This is a genomic window from Streptomyces sp. NPDC002623 (genome assembly GCF_053592635.1).
Map to the genome: position 1 here is coordinate 307,991 of NZ_JBSFWB010000001.1, position 15,722 is coordinate 323,712.

14 protein-coding genes are annotated in these 15,722 nt (G+C 71.3%); 7 read left to right on the forward strand and 7 right to left on the reverse strand.

Annotation, left to right across the window (positions count from 1 at the left end):
- Positions 1-109 precede the first annotated feature (109 nt).
- The 3 genes from ACWD4O_RS01170 to ACWD4O_RS01180 are packed head-to-tail and all read left to right on the forward strand — an operon-like array spanning position 110 to position 3,260.
- Positions 110-1,432: an extracellular solute-binding protein gene (locus tag ACWD4O_RS01170; RefSeq protein ID WP_451276177.1), complete on the forward strand. Its 1,323-nt coding sequence runs from the start codon at positions 110-112 to the stop codon at positions 1,430-1,432.
- Positions 1,429-2,433, forward strand: coding sequence for a carbohydrate ABC transporter permease (locus ACWD4O_RS01175; protein ID WP_451276179.1), 1,005 nt, complete (start codon positions 1,429-1,431; stop codon positions 2,431-2,433). Before ACWD4O_RS01170 ends, ACWD4O_RS01175 begins: the two co-directional genes overlap by 4 nt.
- A complete protein-coding gene (locus tag ACWD4O_RS01180) occupies positions 2,430-3,260 on the forward strand; it encodes a carbohydrate ABC transporter permease (protein ID WP_451276181.1) in 831 nt (276 codons plus the stop codon). The genes ACWD4O_RS01175 and ACWD4O_RS01180 overlap by 4 nt, the downstream gene beginning before the upstream one ends.
- 43 nt (positions 3,261-3,303) lie before the next feature.
- Here the strand turns inward: ACWD4O_RS01180 and ACWD4O_RS01185 are convergent, their stop codons facing one another.
- From ACWD4O_RS01185 to ACWD4O_RS01195, 3 genes are all read right to left on the reverse strand, one after another.
- On the reverse strand, positions 3,304-4,596 hold the full coding sequence (locus ACWD4O_RS01185) for a ribonuclease D (RefSeq protein ID WP_451276183.1): 1,293 nt from the start codon (positions 4,594-4,596) through the stop codon (positions 3,304-3,306).
- Between the two features lie 251 nt (positions 4,597-4,847).
- A complete protein-coding gene (locus tag ACWD4O_RS01190; protein ID WP_351907096.1) occupies positions 4,848-5,507 on the reverse strand; it encodes a helix-turn-helix transcriptional regulator in 660 nt (219 codons plus the stop codon).
- 242 nt (positions 5,508-5,749) lie between these two features.
- Positions 5,750-6,376 carry a DUF3000 domain-containing protein gene (locus ACWD4O_RS01195; RefSeq protein ID WP_451276186.1) on the reverse strand — a complete coding sequence of 209 codons (627 nt, stop codon included), beginning with the start codon at positions 6,374-6,376 and terminating at the stop codon, positions 5,750-5,752.
- Between the two features lie 316 nt (positions 6,377-6,692).
- Here ACWD4O_RS01195 and hemE point away from each other — a divergent pair, with 316 nt between their 5' ends.
- On the forward strand, positions 6,693-7,760 hold the full coding sequence (gene hemE / locus ACWD4O_RS01200) for a uroporphyrinogen decarboxylase (RefSeq protein ID WP_351907100.1): 1,068 nt from the start codon (positions 6,693-6,695) through the stop codon (positions 7,758-7,760).
- 21 nt (positions 7,761-7,781) lie between these two features.
- Here the strand turns inward: hemE and ACWD4O_RS01205 are convergent, their stop codons facing one another.
- A complete protein-coding gene (locus ACWD4O_RS01205; protein ID WP_451276188.1) occupies positions 7,782-8,594 on the reverse strand; it encodes a rhomboid family intramembrane serine protease in 813 nt (270 codons plus the stop codon).
- Between the two features lie 125 nt (positions 8,595-8,719).
- On the opposite strand from ACWD4O_RS01205, the gene ACWD4O_RS01210 reads away from it, so the two are divergent.
- The gene (locus ACWD4O_RS01210) at positions 8,720-8,983 is read left to right on the forward strand and encodes a hypothetical protein (RefSeq protein WP_451276190.1); all 264 of its coding nucleotides are present in this window, start codon (positions 8,720-8,722) and stop codon (positions 8,981-8,983) included.
- A gap of 55 nt (positions 8,984-9,038) precedes the next feature.
- Here the strand turns inward: ACWD4O_RS01210 and ACWD4O_RS01215 are convergent, their stop codons facing one another.
- Together ACWD4O_RS01215 and ACWD4O_RS01220 are read right to left on the reverse strand one after the other, a co-directional pair.
- A complete protein-coding gene (locus ACWD4O_RS01215; protein ID WP_451276192.1) occupies positions 9,039-10,412 on the reverse strand; it encodes an FAD-dependent oxidoreductase in 1,374 nt (457 codons plus the stop codon).
- Positions 10,413-10,439: 27 nt separating this feature from the next.
- A complete protein-coding gene (locus tag ACWD4O_RS01220; protein WP_451276194.1) occupies positions 10,440-11,456 on the reverse strand; it encodes a DUF4349 domain-containing protein in 1,017 nt (338 codons plus the stop codon).
- 158 nt (positions 11,457-11,614) lie between these two features.
- Between ACWD4O_RS01220 and hemG the strand changes: the two genes are divergently transcribed.
- On the forward strand, positions 11,615-13,069 hold the full coding sequence (gene hemG / locus ACWD4O_RS01225; RefSeq protein WP_451276196.1) for a protoporphyrinogen oxidase: 1,455 nt from the start codon (positions 11,615-11,617) through the stop codon (positions 13,067-13,069).
- Between the two features lie 5 nt (positions 13,070-13,074).
- The gene (gene hemQ / locus ACWD4O_RS01230) at positions 13,075-13,806 is read left to right on the forward strand and encodes a hydrogen peroxide-dependent heme synthase (RefSeq protein ID WP_450945328.1); all 732 of its coding nucleotides are present in this window, start codon (positions 13,075-13,077) and stop codon (positions 13,804-13,806) included.
- On the opposite strand, the gene ACWD4O_RS01235 is transcribed toward hemQ, so the two are convergent.
- On the reverse strand, positions 13,807-15,489 hold the full coding sequence (locus ACWD4O_RS01235; RefSeq protein WP_451276199.1) for an alpha/beta hydrolase: 1,683 nt from the start codon (positions 15,487-15,489) through the stop codon (positions 13,807-13,809). It lies immediately after the preceding gene.
- Positions 15,490-15,722: the final 233 nt, after the last annotated feature.

Sequence of the window (15,722 nt, forward strand, 5' to 3'; positions counted from 1 at the left end):
AATCAGCCAACCCACTCGTGCACCGCGCCGGCGCACCCCGCTCGTGCACCCCGTACGCGTTCGACCGACCCGCACGTGCTCGTCCGTCCCGAGAACGGAAGTGATGCACATGAACCGCCGTACAGTCCGGCTCCTCGCCACGGTCGCGGGAGCCGCCCTGCTGCTCCCGGGCTGCACCGGCACCGGAGGCAGCGCCAAGGGCGCCGATGCCAAGGCGCCCGACGATCCGTCGCAGGTCAGCGGGACCATCACGGTCCTCACCGTGCGGACCGACCTCGTGCAGGACGGCACGATGAAAAAGTACGCAGCCGAGTTCAACAAGACCTATCCCAAGGTCGAAGTGGAGTTCCAGGCCCTCACCAACTACGAGGCCGAGATAAAGATCCGGATGAACACGGACGACTACGGCGACGTCCTGCTGATCCCCGCAGTGATCAAGAAGGACGACTACCCGAAGTTCTTCGCCTCGCTCGGCACCGCGGCCGAACGCAGCAAGAAATACCGCTTCACCGACTTCACCGCCGTCGACGGCAAGGTCTACGGCCAGAGCCCGGTCGGCGTGATGCCCGGCTTCGTCTACAACAAACGGATCTGGCAGGAGGCCGGAGTCACCCGATGGCCCGCCACCCCGGCCGAGTTCCTCACCGACCTGAAGGCGATCAAGGCGAAGACCGACGCCATCCCCTACTACACCAACTTCGCCGCCCAGTGGCCGCTGACCTCGTGGACGTACGTCAACGGCGCGGTCCACTGCGATCCGCAGGCGACCACGAAACTCGCCGACGGCGATCCCTGGGCCGAGGGCTCCGACCTGAGGGTCGGCGACACGCTGCTGCACGACATCGTCGAGCAGGGCCTCGCCGAGAAGGACCCGACGACCAGCAACTGGGAGGAGTCCAAGCCGCGCACGGCCAAGGGCGAGATCGCCACACAGTGGCTCGGCACCTGGGCGATCATCCAGTTCCAGGACGCGGCGATGAAGGCCGGCGTGAATCCTGACGACATCGGTTTCATGCCGTTTCCCGCCCAGCCGGACGGCGCGTTCTGCGCGACCGTGGGCCCCGACTACAACCAGGCCGTCAACGTCCACTCCGAGCACAAGGAGGCGGCCCGCGCCTGGATCGACTGGTTCACCGACAAGTCCGGCTACGACAAGGACAATCTCGCCATCTCCCCGCTCAAGGACGCGGCCATGCCCGAGGTGCTGAAGCCGTACGAGGAGGCGGGCGTCAAGCTCATCGAGCTGGACGACTCGGCGGGCGCCAAGGTCAAGCTGATCGACGACGAGTCCGAGGTCGGCATCTACAAGCCCGAGTACCGCCAGGACCTGGTCGACCTCGCGCGCGGCGCCAAGAAGGGCAGCCTGGACGACTTCCTCGGAGGCCTCGGCAAGAAGTGGACCGAGACGCAGGCGAACGTGAGCGACGGATGACGCACGCGGACACGCACCCTCCGGGCCGCCGCACCGAGGCGGCGGCCACCGAGGGGCCGGCCTTCGAGAAGACGGCCTTGGAGGCCGCGGCGCCGCTCTCGAAGCGCGCCGCCCGCGCACCGACCCCGCGTCGGGCGCGCACCTGGCGGCAGCTGACGCCCTGGCTGTTCCTGCTCGCCCCGCTCGCCCTGCTGATCACCTTCACCTACGCGCCGATCGCCAACATGGTCGCCTACAGCTTCACCGACTGGGACGGGGTGAGCCCCGAACTGCACTACACGGGCGTGGAGAACTACACGGAGATCTTCACCAGGGAGGACCTCTTCCAGGTGTTCTGGGTGAGCGGTTACTACCTGGCCGCCTCGGTGGTCCAGATCGTCGCCGCGCTCTACTTCGCGACGATCCTGAGTTTCACCGTCCGTTTCCGGAATTTCTTCAAGGGCGTGCTCTTCTTCCCGTCCCTGGTCAACGGCGTCGCCATCGGTTTCGTCTTCCTCTACTTCTTCCAGGACGGCGGCACGCTCGACACGGTGCTCGGATTCTTCGGCCACCACACCGACCACGCCTGGCTGGGTACCCCGACCTCGGCGAACGTCTCCCTCGCGGGCGTCTCGATCTGGCGCTACCTCGGCATGAACTTCGTCCTGTTCCTCGGGGCGATCCAGTCCGTCCCGGGCGAGCTGTACGAGGCGGCCGAACTGGACGGCGCCGGCCGATGGCACCAGTTCCGCTACATCATCCTGCCCGGCATCAAGCCGGTGCTGACCCTCACGGTGATCCTGTCCGTCTCGGGCTCCCTCTCGGCCTTCGAGATCCCGTACATCATGACCGGCGGGGCGACCGGCACCGAGACGTTCGTGATCCAGACCGTGAAGCTGGCCTTCCAGTTCAACAAGACGGGGCTCGCCTCGGCCGCGGCCGTCGTGCTGCTGCTGATCATCCTGCTGGTGACCTGGGTGCAGCGACGCCTCGTCCCCGACGACCACGTGGACCTCGTATGACACGCCGAGCCGTTGCCCGCACCCTCGTCTACCTGTCCCTGATCGCCGCGACGCTGATCGTCCTGCTCCCGCTGGGCGTCGTACTCCTGACGTCCCTGAAGACCGAGAGCGAGACGGCGAACGGCAGCGGGGCGCTCACGCTCCCGCACGACCTGCTCAACTTCCACAACTACGTGACGGCGTTCCAGGACGGCGGAATGCTCACGGCGTTCGGCAACACCGCTTTCATCCTCGTCGTCTCCGTCGGCGGCACGGTCCTCATCGGCTCGATGACCGCGTACGCGATCGACCGGTTCACCTTCCGGTTCCGGAAACTGGTGATCGCGCTGTTTCTGCTGGCCGCTCTGGTCCCGGGCGTCACCACTCAGGTGGCCACCTTCCAGATCGTGCACAGCCTCGGCATGTTCGACACCCGCTGGGCCCCGATCGCCCTCTACATGGGCACGGACATCGTCTCGATCTACATTTTCCTGCAGTTCGTGCGCTCGATCCCGATCTCCCTGGACGAGGCGGCCCGGCTCGACGGGGCGAACGCCTTCACGATCTACCGAAAGATCATCTTTCCGTTGCTGAAACCGGCGATCGCGACGGTCGTGATCGTGAAGGGGATCGCCGTCTACAACGATTTCTACATCCCGTTCCTCTACATGCCCTCTCAAGATCTTGGCGTGATCTCGACGTCGCTGTTCCGCTTCAAGGGCCCCTACGCCGCCCACTGGGAAACGATCTCGGCAGGAGCTGTCCTCGTCATCCTGCCGACACTGATCGTCTTCCTGGCCCTTCAGAAATACATCTACAACGGTTTCATGAGAGGAGCGACGAGGTAACCGCTTTCACTTCTGCTTCCGCTCCGGGGGAGACGGGGCGGCGCTAGACACCCTCGTCGGAGGACAGTGCCGCGACGAGCACGGGCGTTACCTGCTCCACCTGCCAGGGCCGAGCCCCGTTCCCCGTGAGCGCACTCGCGACGGCCGACTCGTCCAGCGGCTTCGGCGGCTCCCAGCAGACCCTGCGCACCGCGTCGGGCGCGATGAGGTTCTCCTGGGGCATGTTCAGCTCCTCGGCCAACGCCGAGACGGCCGACCTCGCCGCGCTGAGCCGCGCCGCCGCCGCCGGGTCCTTGTCGGCCCAGGCACGCGGCGGCGGCGGCCCCGCCACCGGCTGCCCCGGCTGCGGCAGCTGCGCCTCGCTCAACGCCTTCGCCCGGTCGACCGCGGCCTGCCACTGCTCCAGCTGCCGCCGTCCCATCCGATGCCCGAAGCCGTTCAGCACGGCCAGCGCGCTCACGGTCGTCGGCAGTGCGAGCGCGGCCTCCACGATGGCCGCGTCCGACAGCACCTTGCCCGGGGACACGTCCCGTCGCTGCGCGATCCGGTCGCGGGTCTGCCACAGCTCCCGCACCACGCCCAGCTGCCGCCGCCGGCGCACCTTGTGCATGCCTGACGTGCGACGCCAGGGGTCCTTGCGGGGCTCGGGCGGCGGGGCGGACGCGATCGCGTCGAACTCCTGGTGGGCCCATTCCAGCTTGCCCTGCCGGTCCAGCTCCTTCTCCAGCGCGTCGCGCAGGTCGATCAGGAGCTCGACGTCGAGGGCCGCGTACCGCAGCCACGGTTCGGGCAGCGGCCGGGTCGACCAGTCGACCGCGGAGTGGCCCTTCTCGAGGACAAAGCCCAGCACGCCCTCGACCATCGCGCCGAGGCCGACCCGCGGGAACCCGGCGAGCCGTCCGGCCAGCTCGGTGTCGAACAGCCGCGTCGGCGTCATGCCTATCTCGCGCAGACACGGCAGGTCCTGGGTGGCCGCGTGCAGCACCCACTCCACGCCGGACAGCGCCTCGCCGAGCGCGGAGAGGTCGGGACAGGCCACCGGGTCGATCAGCGCGCTGCCGGCGCCTTCGCGGCGCAGCTGCACGAGATAGGCGCGCTGTCCGTAGCGGTAGCCGGAGGCGCGCTCGGCGTCGACCGCCACCGGGCCGGAGCCCGCGGCGAACGCGGCGATGACCTCGGCGAGGGAGGCCTCGTCGGCGATCACGGGAGGAATGCCCTCGCGCGGTTCGAGGAGAGGTGTCGGCGCCCCGGAAGCAGTAGATCCGCCGTCGTCCGGAGGGGCGCCTCCGGTGGTTCGCAGTGAACTGGCTGCTGCGGTTTCTTGGGCGTCGGTCACCTGTCAAGGGTATCTGTGTATCGACGGCACCCGCCGACGGAACGTTCCGTCGACGGGCGCCAGAGGGTCGTAAACCAGTCAGGTCGGTGAACGAGGGGGAACGAGCGGGGAAGAAACCGGAAGGGGACGGGCCGGGACACGTAGGGGCAGGAGGGGGTCGGGGGCGGGCCGGGACGGGTCCTGGGAGACCCCCGGAGGGATCCCGGAGGAACGGCTCGGGGGAATCTCGGGGGAATCTCAGGAGTGGGCTGTCAGTGGATGATGCCGGTCCGCAGGGCCACCGCGACCATGCCGGCCCGGTCGCCCGTGCCGAGCTTGCGGGCGATGCGGGCGAGGTGGCTCTTGACGGTCAGCGCGGACAGACCCATCGAGACGCCGATGGCCTTGTTCGACTGTCCCTCCGCGACCAGTCGCAGCACCTCGACCTCACGGCCGGAGAGCTCGCGGTAGCCGCCCGGGTGACTCGGGGCACCCGGGGGGCGGCGGTGCATACGGGCGGCAGAGCCGATGGGGGCGGCACCGGGCCGGGTGGGGAGCCCGACGTTGGTGCGGGTGCCGGTGACGACGTAGCCCTTGACGCCGCCCGCGAGGGCGTTGCGCACGGCGCCGATGTCGTCGGCGGCGGAGAGGGCGAGCCCGTTGGGCCAGCCCGCGGCGCGGGTTTCCGACAGCAGGGTGAGGCCGGAGCCGTCGGGCAGGTGGACGTCGGCGACGCAGATGTCGCGGGGGTTGCCGATGCGGGGACGAGCCTCCGCGATGGACGAGGCCTCGATGACGTCGCGCACACCGAGCGCCCACAGGTGGCGGGTGACGGTGGAGCGGACGCGCGGGTCGGCCACGACCACCATGGCGGTGGGCTTGTTCGGGCGGTAGGCGACCAGGCTTGCGGGCTGCTCGAGGAGAACGGACACCAGGCCTCCTGGGTGGGGGACGGGAGCCGGCTCGTGGGGCTTGTGGGGAGGAAGCCGGGACGAACCGTGCTTTCAAGGTCACAGTCGTCTTCGGCAGCGAACCCGGCGTCCTTTAGAGAATGATCACGATCTAGTGAGTAACAATCCGTTCAATTCGGACACTTGATCGATCATCCGAAGATCGAGTCGGTTTAAGTGGGTGTCTTACGGGATCGAAAATGGCCGTATCGACAAAGAGATGGTCAACGTGACTGCGGTCCCCTGCGTTGCGGCAGCGTCACCACCGACGCGTCCCCCGGTCCGGCCGGCGGCAGCCCCGCCACCTGTGCCAGCAGATCGCACCAGGAGGCCAGATGCGCCCCGGTGTCCGGCACCCCGCCCAGGCCCTCGCGCGGTGTCCAGGAGGCCCGGATCTCGATCTGCGAGGCCGCCGGGCGCTCCGCGAGCCCGCCGAAGTAGTGCGAACTCGCGCGCGTGACGGTCCCGCTCGGCTCGCCGTAGGTCAGTCCGCGCGCCTGGAGCGCGCCGGTCAGCCACGACCAGCACACGTCCGGCAGCAGCGGGTCCGCGGCCATCTCGGGCTCCAGCTCGGCCCGGACCAGCGTCACCAGGCGGAACGTTCCGCGCCAGGCGTCGTGCCCGTCGGGGTCGTGCAGCAGCACCAGCCGGCCGTCGGCCAGGTCCTGGTCGCCGTCCACGACCGTCGCCTCCAGCGCGTACGCGAACGGGGCGAGCCGCTTCGGGGCCGGTGTCGGCTCCACCTCGATCTGCGGCCGCAGCCGGGCCGCCCTCAGCGCGTCGACGGCGGCCCGGAAAGGCAATGGTGCCGACGTGCTCCCATCCCGGTCCCCCTCGTTCGCGTCATCCATCCCGCCAGCGCCGTCCGACAGTCGTCCCTGAGCCGCAGCCATGCGGGGAAGATTAAGGGGAACGGGGGCTTCGCGCAGGGCAAGACACCCGCGCGGGGCCCGCGGACAGGTGCGCGCTGGGCGAACAGGCGCACGGACCGGGCCGCCCGAAAGACCACGGAAGGGCGACAGAAGGACCGCAGAAGCACGACGACGCGAGGACGGCAGGACGACGGCAGGACGACGGTGGGAACGCCGAAGACGACGGAGCGGCGGAAGAAGCGGCGGCGGCAGGGGGCGGCCTCGCGGGCTTCGGCGCCATGGGAGACTTGCCGTCGTGAGCGCGAACGAGAGCCCGGCGGGCCGGCAGCCGACAGCGACGTACGACAGTGCCTTCCTGAAGGCGTGCAGGCGTGAGCCCGTGCCGCACACGCCCGTGTGGTTCATGCGACAGGCGGGGCGCTCGCTGCCGGAGTACCGCAAGGTCCGCGAGGGCATCGCGATGCTCGACTCCTGCATGCGGCCCGAGCTGGTCACCGAGATCACCCTCCAGCCCGTGCGCCGGCACAACGTGGACGCGGCGATCTACTTCAGCGACATCGTCGTCCCGCTCAAGGCCATCGGCATCGACCTCGACATCAAGCCGGGCGTCGGCCCGGTCGTCGAGCGCCCGATCCGCACCCGCGCCGACCTCGCCCAGCTGCGCGACCTCACCCCCGAGGACGTCTCCTACGTCACCGAGGCCATCGGCCTGCTGACGGCCGAGCTCGGCGCCACCCCGCTGATCGGCTTCGCGGGCGCGCCTTTCACCCTCGCGAGCTACCTCGTCGAGGGCGGTCCGTCGCGCACGTACGAGAACGCCAAGGCGATGATGTACGGCGACCCCGAGCTCTGGGCCGACCTGCTCGACCGCCTCGCGGAGATCACGGCCGCCTTCCTGAAGGTGCAGATCGAGGCGGGCGCGAGCGCCGTCCAGCTCTTCGACTCCTGGGCCGGCGCGCTCGCCCCCGCCGACTACACCCGCTCGGTGCTGCCCGCCTCCGCGAAGGTCTTCCGCGCGGTCGAGGGCTACGGCGTCCCGCGCATCCACTTCGGCGTCGGCACCGGCGAGCTGCTGAAACTCATGGGCGACGCGGGCGCGGACGTCGTCGGCGTCGACTGGCGCGTCCCGCTCGACGAGGCCGTGCGCCGGGTCGGTCCCGGCAAGGCGCTCCAGGGCAACCTCGACCCGACCGTCCTGTTCGCCGGCACCGAGGCCGTCGAGGCCAAGACCCGCGAGGTCCTGGACGCGGCCGCCGGCCTGGAGGGTCACGTCTTCAACCTCGGCCACGGCGTCATGCCGTCCACCGACCCGGACGCGCTGACCCGGCTCGTGGACTACGTCCACACCCGGACCGCCCGCTGAGTCACCAGGTGTCCCGCTGAGTCACCAGGTGTGCCGGGGGCGCGCCCGTCTGCCGAACAGCAGACCGCGCGGCTCCGGCGGCGGGGGCGTGCCCGGCTTGAGCGGCCAGGCGAGCAGCATCCCCGCGAGGAAGCCGACGATGTGCGCCGCGTACGCCACGGTGCCCGCCCCGGAGACGCCCTCGCCCGACGAGTACACCGCCTGCAGCACGAACCAGAAACCCAGCACCATCCAGGCCGGCAGGCGCAGCGGCAGAAACACCAGGAACGGGACCAGCACCCACACCCTGGCCTTCGGATACAGCACCAGATAGGCGCCGAGCACGCCCGCGATCGCCCCCGACGCGCCGATCAGCGGGTCGGTGGAGTCGGCGTTGAGCAGTGCGAAACCGTAGGACGCCGCATAGCCGCAGACGACATAGAAGAGCGCGAAGCGGACGTGCCCCATGCGGTCCTCGATGTTGTTTCCGAAAATCAGCAGAAACAGCATGTTGCCCAGCAGATGAAGCCAGCCGCCGTGCAGGAACATCGCGGTGAGGACGCTCAGCGCCGGCGACTTGTCGTAGCCCGGCGGGCCTAGCGCACACCCCGCGCCGCTCACGTCGCCGGTGGGGACGAGCAGCGGCAGCTGATGGTGGATCAACTCGCGCGGGACGGCCGCGTAGTGCTCCAGGAAGGCGTGCAGATGGCACGTCTGGGCCAGGCTGCTGTCGCCCGCCACGGAGCCGGACAGGCCGGGCATGAACCAGAACACGAAGACGTTCGCGGCGATCAGCGCGTATGTCACCACGGGCGTACGGCGCACCGGGTTCACGTCATGGACGGGGATGACCACAAGGAAGTACTGCCCCCGATCCGTTCGACGAACCGGTGAACGCGGCTCACCACGAGTGCGTATGAACCGGCAACCGCTCGCGGCACGAGGAAGGCGGGTCGCGGGGACGACGTGAGGAACAGACGATGAACGACCGAGTTACTCCTCCCATGCACGCCACACCCGACGGCGAGGCCGAAATCTCGCTGGTGGTCCGGCTGCCCTGGGAGGACGTGGCGCGACTCGGCCAGGAGGCCGGGCGGCTCGCTGCGCAGATGCAGCGGCCCGTGACATTGGACGAGGCTGTCAGTAACCGGTTGCGGTCGCGGCCGGCGGCCGCGGCGCATGCGAAGCCGATGGAACAGCCTGCCGCTGTTTCCGCTCTGCCGAGGTTGAGCGGAACCGGTTGAGGAACGTTACCGGGGCGCGCGCCGACCGCGGCCGGCTCGCGCCCCGGACAGCTCCTCAAGCGTTCCGCACCTCGGCCGTCGCCTTCCTCGCCGCCACCAGCACCGGGTCCCACACCGGGCTGAACGGCGGGGCGTAGCCCAGATCCAGGGCCGTCATCTGCTCCACCGTCATCCCGGCCGTCAACGCCACCGCCGCGATGTCGACCCGTTTGCCCGCGCCCTCCCTCCCGACGATCTGGACGCCCAGCAGACGGCCCGTCCTGCGCTCGGCGAGCATCTTGACCGTCATGGCGGAGGCGCCGGGGTAGTAGCCCGCGCGACTGGTGGACTCGACGGTGACCGTGACGAACCGCAGGCCGACCCTGCGCGCGTCCTTCTCCCGCAGTCCGGTGCGGGCGATCTCCAGATCGCAGACCTTGCTGACGGCCGTGCCGACCACGCCGGGGAAGGTGGCGTAGCCGCCGCCGACGTTGGCGCCGATGACCTGGCCGTGCTTGTTGGCGTGGGTGCCGAGCGCGATATGACGTTCCTGGCCGGAGACCAGGTCGAGGACCTCCACACAGTCGCCGCCCGCCCAGATGTCCTCGTGGCCGCGCACCCGCATCGCCAGGTCCGTGAGCAGCCCGCCGTGCCGGCCCAGGGGCAGCCCGGCGGCCTTGGCGAGCGCGGTCTCCGGGCGGACGCCGATGCCCAGCACCACCACGTCCGCCGGGTACTCGGCGTCCTCGGTCACCACCGCCCGGACGCCGCCGTCCCCGTCGGTGCGCAGCCCGGTGACCTCGGCGTCGTTCACCATGGTGATGCCCAGGCCCTCCATGGCCGTGTGCACCAGCCGGCCCATGTCCGGGTCGAGGGTCGACATCGGCTCGCTGCCCCGGTTGACGACCGTCACCTCGTAGCCGCGGTTGATGAGCGCCTCGGCCATCTCCACGCCGATGTAGCCCGCCCCCACGACGACGGCCCGCCTCCCACGCGCGCGTGCCAGCGTGTCGAGCAGCGCCTGCCCGTCGTCCAGGGTCTGCACCCCGTGCACGCCCGCCGCGTCCCAACCCGGCAGGTCCGGCCGGATCGGGCGGGCCCCGGTCGCGATCACGAGCTTGTCGTACGACGTCCAGGACTGCGCGCCCGTGTCCACGTCACGCGCGCGTACCCGCCGCCCCGCCACGTCGATCTCCGTGACCTCCGTGCGCAGCCGCAGGTCGATCCCGCGCGCGCGGTGCTCCTCGGGCGTGCGGGCGATCAACTCGTCCCGTTCGGCGACGTCACCGCCCACCCAGTACGGGATGCCGCACGCCGAGTAGGAGGTGAAGTGGCCGCGCTCGAAGGCCACGATCTCCAGTTCCCCGGGCCCCTTCAGACGCCGGGCCTGGGACGCCGCGGACATGCCCGCGGCGTCACCGCCGATCACGACCAGTCGCTCGATGCTCATGCGAACACGCTACGGCCGACGCGCACTTCAGTCCTGCGCGGGCTCGCTCGCCGCAGGTCCCGCGCCATTCTCGCCGGCTTCCGCGCCGTCGTCGCCGGACGCCGGCGCAGCCGCCGACCGCCGCCCCGCACGTGCCAGCCGCAGCCACACCAGCACGATCAGGACGGCCGCCGCGAGGAACGGCAGCGTCGCGCCGAACGCCACGGCGATCCAGCGCAGCACCGTCACGAACGCCGCCCAGCCGCCCGCCAGCGCGTCCACGAACCCCGGGTCGTCGTCCTTCTCGGCGGCCGGGTCGACCGGCTTCTCCGAGAGGGTCACGGTGATGGTCGCCAGGCTCGTGCGGTCCTTCAGGGACGCCTGCTGGGCGAGCAGCGCCTCCAGATCGGCCTCCCGGGTGCTCAACTCGCCCTCCAGGGTGACGACGTCGCTGAGCTTCGTGGCCCGGTCCATCAGCTCGCGGACCCGGGCGACGCTGGCGCGCTGCGAGGCGATCCGGCTCTCGACGTCGACGACCTCGTCGGTGACGTCCTGGGCCTTCGCCGTGCGCTCCAGGAGCTTGCCCGCGCCCTGGAGATCGGCCATGACGTCGTCGTACTTCTCGACCGGGACCCGCAGCACGACCCGGGTCCGCTCGCCGCCGTCCTCGTCCCGGGCGGTCGTCTCGTCGCCGACGTAGCCGCCCGCGTTCTCGGTGGTCGCCCGGGCCTCGTCGAGGGCCTTCGGCACGTCCTTGACCTGCACGGTCAGGGAGGCGGTGCGGATGATGCGGTTGACGGTGAGCTGCGGCGCGGCGGTGGCCTTCGAGCCGCTCGCGCCCGCGCCCTCCTTCTCGTCCGCGGCGGCGCCCGCGTCCCCGGCGTCGAGGTCCTGGGGGGCGGCCTCTCCGACGGCGGCCTTGTCGGCCGAGCTGCTCGTGCTCGTGTCGTTCGCGCCGCTGCATCCGGTGACGGCCAGGCCTGCGGCCAGCAGGACTGCGGCCAGGGCGTGGGCAGGTCGTACCGGACGTCGCAGCGAACGTCGTACGCAAGGGCGTGTGGGCATCTTGGGTGTCCCCCGAAGGTTGCGGCAACTGACGCTCCTTCGACGCCGGGGCGGGCCGGGACGTTGGCGGTGGTCGGTTCCGAACAGGTCACGGTCGGGACGCGGGCAGGACACCGGGGCGCGGCGGGAGTGTCAGTGGGGTCTGAGAGAGTGGGCGCATGAGCGCAACGGGTACGGGCACGGGGCATCACGTCGTCGTCGGAGCCGGGATCGCCGGTCTGGCCGCCGCCCACCGGCTGCTGGGGCGCGGGGCGAGAGTGACCGTGCTGGAGGCGTCCGACCGGGTCGGCGGCAAGCTGCTGCCCGGCGAGATCGCGGGCGTGCGCGTGGACCTCGGCGCCGAGTCGATGCTGGCCCGCCGGCCCGAGGCGGTCGCCCTCGCGCGCGAGGCGGGCCTCGCCGACCGCCTGCAGCCGCCGGCCACCGCCACGGCCTCGATCTGGACCCGCGGCGCGTTGCGCCCCATGCCCAAGGGCCATGTCATGGGCGTTCCGGGCACCGCGGCCGCCCTGACCGGCCTGCTGTCCGACGAGGGCCTGGCCCGGATCGAGCGCGACGCCGACCTGCCCCGAACGGAGACCGGGGACGACGTGGCGGTCGGGGAGTACGTGGCGGCACGCCTGGGCCGCGAGGTCGTCGACCGCCTCATCGAGCCCCTGCTGGGCGGGGTCTACGCCGGTGACTCCTACCGGATCTCGATGCGCTCGGCCGTCCCGCAGCTCTTCCAGGCGGCGCAGACGCACACCTCGTTGACGGAGGCCGTCCGCGAGATCCAGGCCAAGGCGGTCGCGAGCCGGCAGACCGGGCCCGTGTTCATGGGCATCGAGGGCGGCGTGGGCTCGCTGCCGCTCGCGGTCGCCCGGTCCGTCCAGGCGCGCGGCGGCGAGATCCACACACGCGTGGCCGTGACCGGGCTGCGCCGCGAGCCGGCCGGCGGCTGGCGCGTCAGCGCGGGGGAGCGGGTGCTGCAGGCCGACGCCGTGGTCGTCGCCGTCCCCGCACCGGCCGCCGCCGCACTGCTCGCCGCCGAGTCCCCCGAGGCCGCCGCCGAGCTGCGCACGGTGGAGTACGCCTCCATGGCCCTGATCACCCTCGCCTACCGGCGCGCCGAGACCGCCCTGCCCGAGGGCAGCGGCTTCCTCGTCCCGCCCGTCGACGGACACACCGTCAAGGCCTCCACCTTCGCCTCCCAGAAGTGGGGCTGGATCGCCGACCAGGACCCGGACACGGTCGTGCTGCGCACCTCCGTGGGGCGGTACGGCGAGACGGAGGTCCTGGGCCGCGAGGACGCCGACCTCGTCGAGGTCTCCCGGCACGACCTGCGCGCGGCCACCGGCCTGGACGCCACGCCCGTCGAAACCCGCGTCACCCGGTGGACGGACGGCCTGCCCCAGTACCCCGTCGGCCACCACGCGCGCGTGGCCCGCATCCGCGAGCACGTAGCGAAGCTCCCGGGCCTCGCCGTGTGCGGCGCGCAGTACGACGGCGTGGGCATCCCGGCCTGCATCGCGAGCGCGTACGCCGCGGTGGACCAGATCGGCGGCGACCTGAGCGCCGTCCGCGAGCTCACGGCCAACCCGGTGCAGAGTCTGCACGGCGGAGCGGGAGAATGAGAACCATGAGCGACGACGCCCCCACCACCGAGGCCGGCAGGATCCCGAACAAGGGCAAGCTGGCCAAGGACCTCAACGAGGTCATCCGCTACACCCTGTGGTCCGTCTTCAAGCTGAAGGACGTGCTGCCCGAGGACCGCGCGGGTTACGCCGACGAGGTCCAGGAGCTGTTCGACCAGCTCGCCGCCAAGGACGTGACGATCCGCGGCACCTACGACGTGTCCGGTCTGCGCGCCGACGCCGACCTCATGATCTGGTGGCACGCCGAGACCGCCGACCAGCTCCAGGAGGCGTACAACCTGTTCCGCCGCACCCGGCTGGGCCGCGCCCTGGAGCCGGTCTGGTCGAACATGGCGCTGCACCGCCCCGCCGAGTTCAACCGCTCGCACATCCCGGCGTTCCTCGCCGACGAGACGCCCCGCGACTACATCAGCGTCTACCCGTTCGTGCGCTCCTACGACTGGTACCTGCTGCCCGACGAAGACCGCCGCCGCATGCTCGCCGACCACGGCAAGATGGCCCGCGGCTACCCGGACGTCCGTGCCAACACGGTCGCCTCGTTCTCGCTCGGCGACTACGAGTGGATCCTCGCGTTCGAGGCCGACGAGCTGTACCGCATCGTCGACCTCATGCGCCATCTGCGGGCCTCGGAGGCCCGGATGCACGTCCGCGAGGAGGTCCCGTTCTACACGGGCCGCCGCAAGGACGTCGCGGAGCTGGTCGCGGGTCTGGCCTGATCAGCGCTTCGGCCGCGCGGCCCGCTCCACGGAGAGGGCCGCCGGCTCGGCCTCGGCAGGCTTCCGTGCGGCCGGCTTCGGCGTGGCCGGCTTCGGCTCCGCGTGCGGTGCGCAGGCCGCGCGCCGCGTCGGGAGCCGGCCCTCCAGCAGATACGCGTCGAGGTGGCCGTTGACGCACCGGTTCGGTCCGCCCCCGATGCCGTGCGTGCCGGCGTCCCGCTCCGTCACCAGCACCGAACCCGTCAGCCGCCGGTGCATCTCCAGGGCCCCGTCGTACGGCGCGGCGGCGTCCCGCTCGGCGGCCAGGATCAGCGTCGGCGGCAGCTCGCCCGGCCCGGTCCGGACATCGAGCGGCTCCTGCCGGGGCGCCGGCCAGTACGCGCACGGCAGGTTCGCCCACACGTTGTCCCAGGTCTCGAACGGCGCGACCCGCGCGAGCCGCGTGTTGTCGCGGTCCCACACCTTCCAGTCCGTTGGCCACGGTGCGTCGTTGCACTCCACGGCCGTGTACACGGCGTTCGAGTTCTCCGCCTCCTCGGCAGCCTCCTGGACCGGCCCGGCCTGCGCGATCAGCTGCTTCGGGTCGCCCTTGAGGTACTCCGACAGCGCCTGCGCCCGAGCCGGCCAGTAGTCGTCGTAGTAACCGGCCTGCAGGAACGCGCCCTGGAGCTGGCCCGGCCCCACCTTCCCGCCGGCCGGCTCGGCGGCCAGCCGCGCCCGCGCCCGCTCATAGCTGGTCAGCACCGCCTGAGCCGTCCTGCCCAGGCCGTACACGTCGTCGTGCCGCGCGATCCACTCCCGGAAGTCCGTCCAGCGGCTCTCGAACGCCGCCGACTGGTCGAGGTTGTTGCGGTACCAGATCTGCGCCGGGTCCGGGTTCACCGCCGCGTCGAACACCATCCGCCGCACATGTGAGGGGAACAGGGTCGCGTACACCGCCCCGAAGTAGGTGCCGTACGAGGCCCCCATGAACGTCAGCCGCTCCTCGCCCAGCGCGGCGCGCAGCACATCCAGGTCACGGGCGTTGTTGAGCGAGTTGATGTGCTGCAGGGCGCCGCCCGACCGCTGCGCGCAGCCCTCGGCGTACGCCTTCGCCTGCGCGATGCGCTCCCGCTTGTACGACTCCGAGGGGTGCGTCGGAGCCGGCGAAGGGCCCTTGAAGAACCGCTTGGGGTCCTGGCAGGACACCGGTGCCGAGCGGCCGACCCCGCGCGGGTCGTAGCCGACGAGGTCGTACGCGGCCCCGATGCGCTTCCACTCCGGCAGCAGCCCGATCAGTGGGAAGTAGAGCCCGGAGCCGCCCGGGCCGCCCGGGTTGAAGACCAGCGCGCCCTGTCGGGGAACCCGGTGCTTGCTGTTGTGCGGGTCCTTGTGGGTGGCCTGCACGCGGCTGACGGTCAGGTCGATCTGCTTGCCGTTCGGCCGGGCGTAGTCGAGCGGGACGGCGACCGTGCCGCACTGCATGGCGCCGGGCAGGTCCTGCGCGTCGGAGCACTTCCCGAAGTCGACGCCCCTCGCCGCGGCCCGCGCGGCGGCGAGCGCGACACCGGGGGCGGCGGCCCGGGCGGCGGACGGACCGGGGGCCGACAGGCCGGGCGTGTTCGGGACGCCGCCCGCCGGGACGGCGGAGAGGGCGGTCAGCAGCAGGGCTCCTGCGGCCGAGTGGAGGGCGGCGGCTCTCATCGGGTGTCCCTTCGGTGCACGGCGGCGACAAAAGGGAAGTTTGGTTCGACCTTGGGGGAAGGCAAGCACCGACGGCTGGTGTCGCCGCCAATGCCCCTTGTGCGCCCCCCAGTGGTCGAGCGCGCCCCGTCGGAGGGGGCGTCCTGCCCGAGCGGTGTCCCGTCCGAGCGGTGTCCCGTCCGATGGGTGCCCCGTCCAGGGGGGCGTCCTGTTCGAGAAGCGGATTGGTCCGG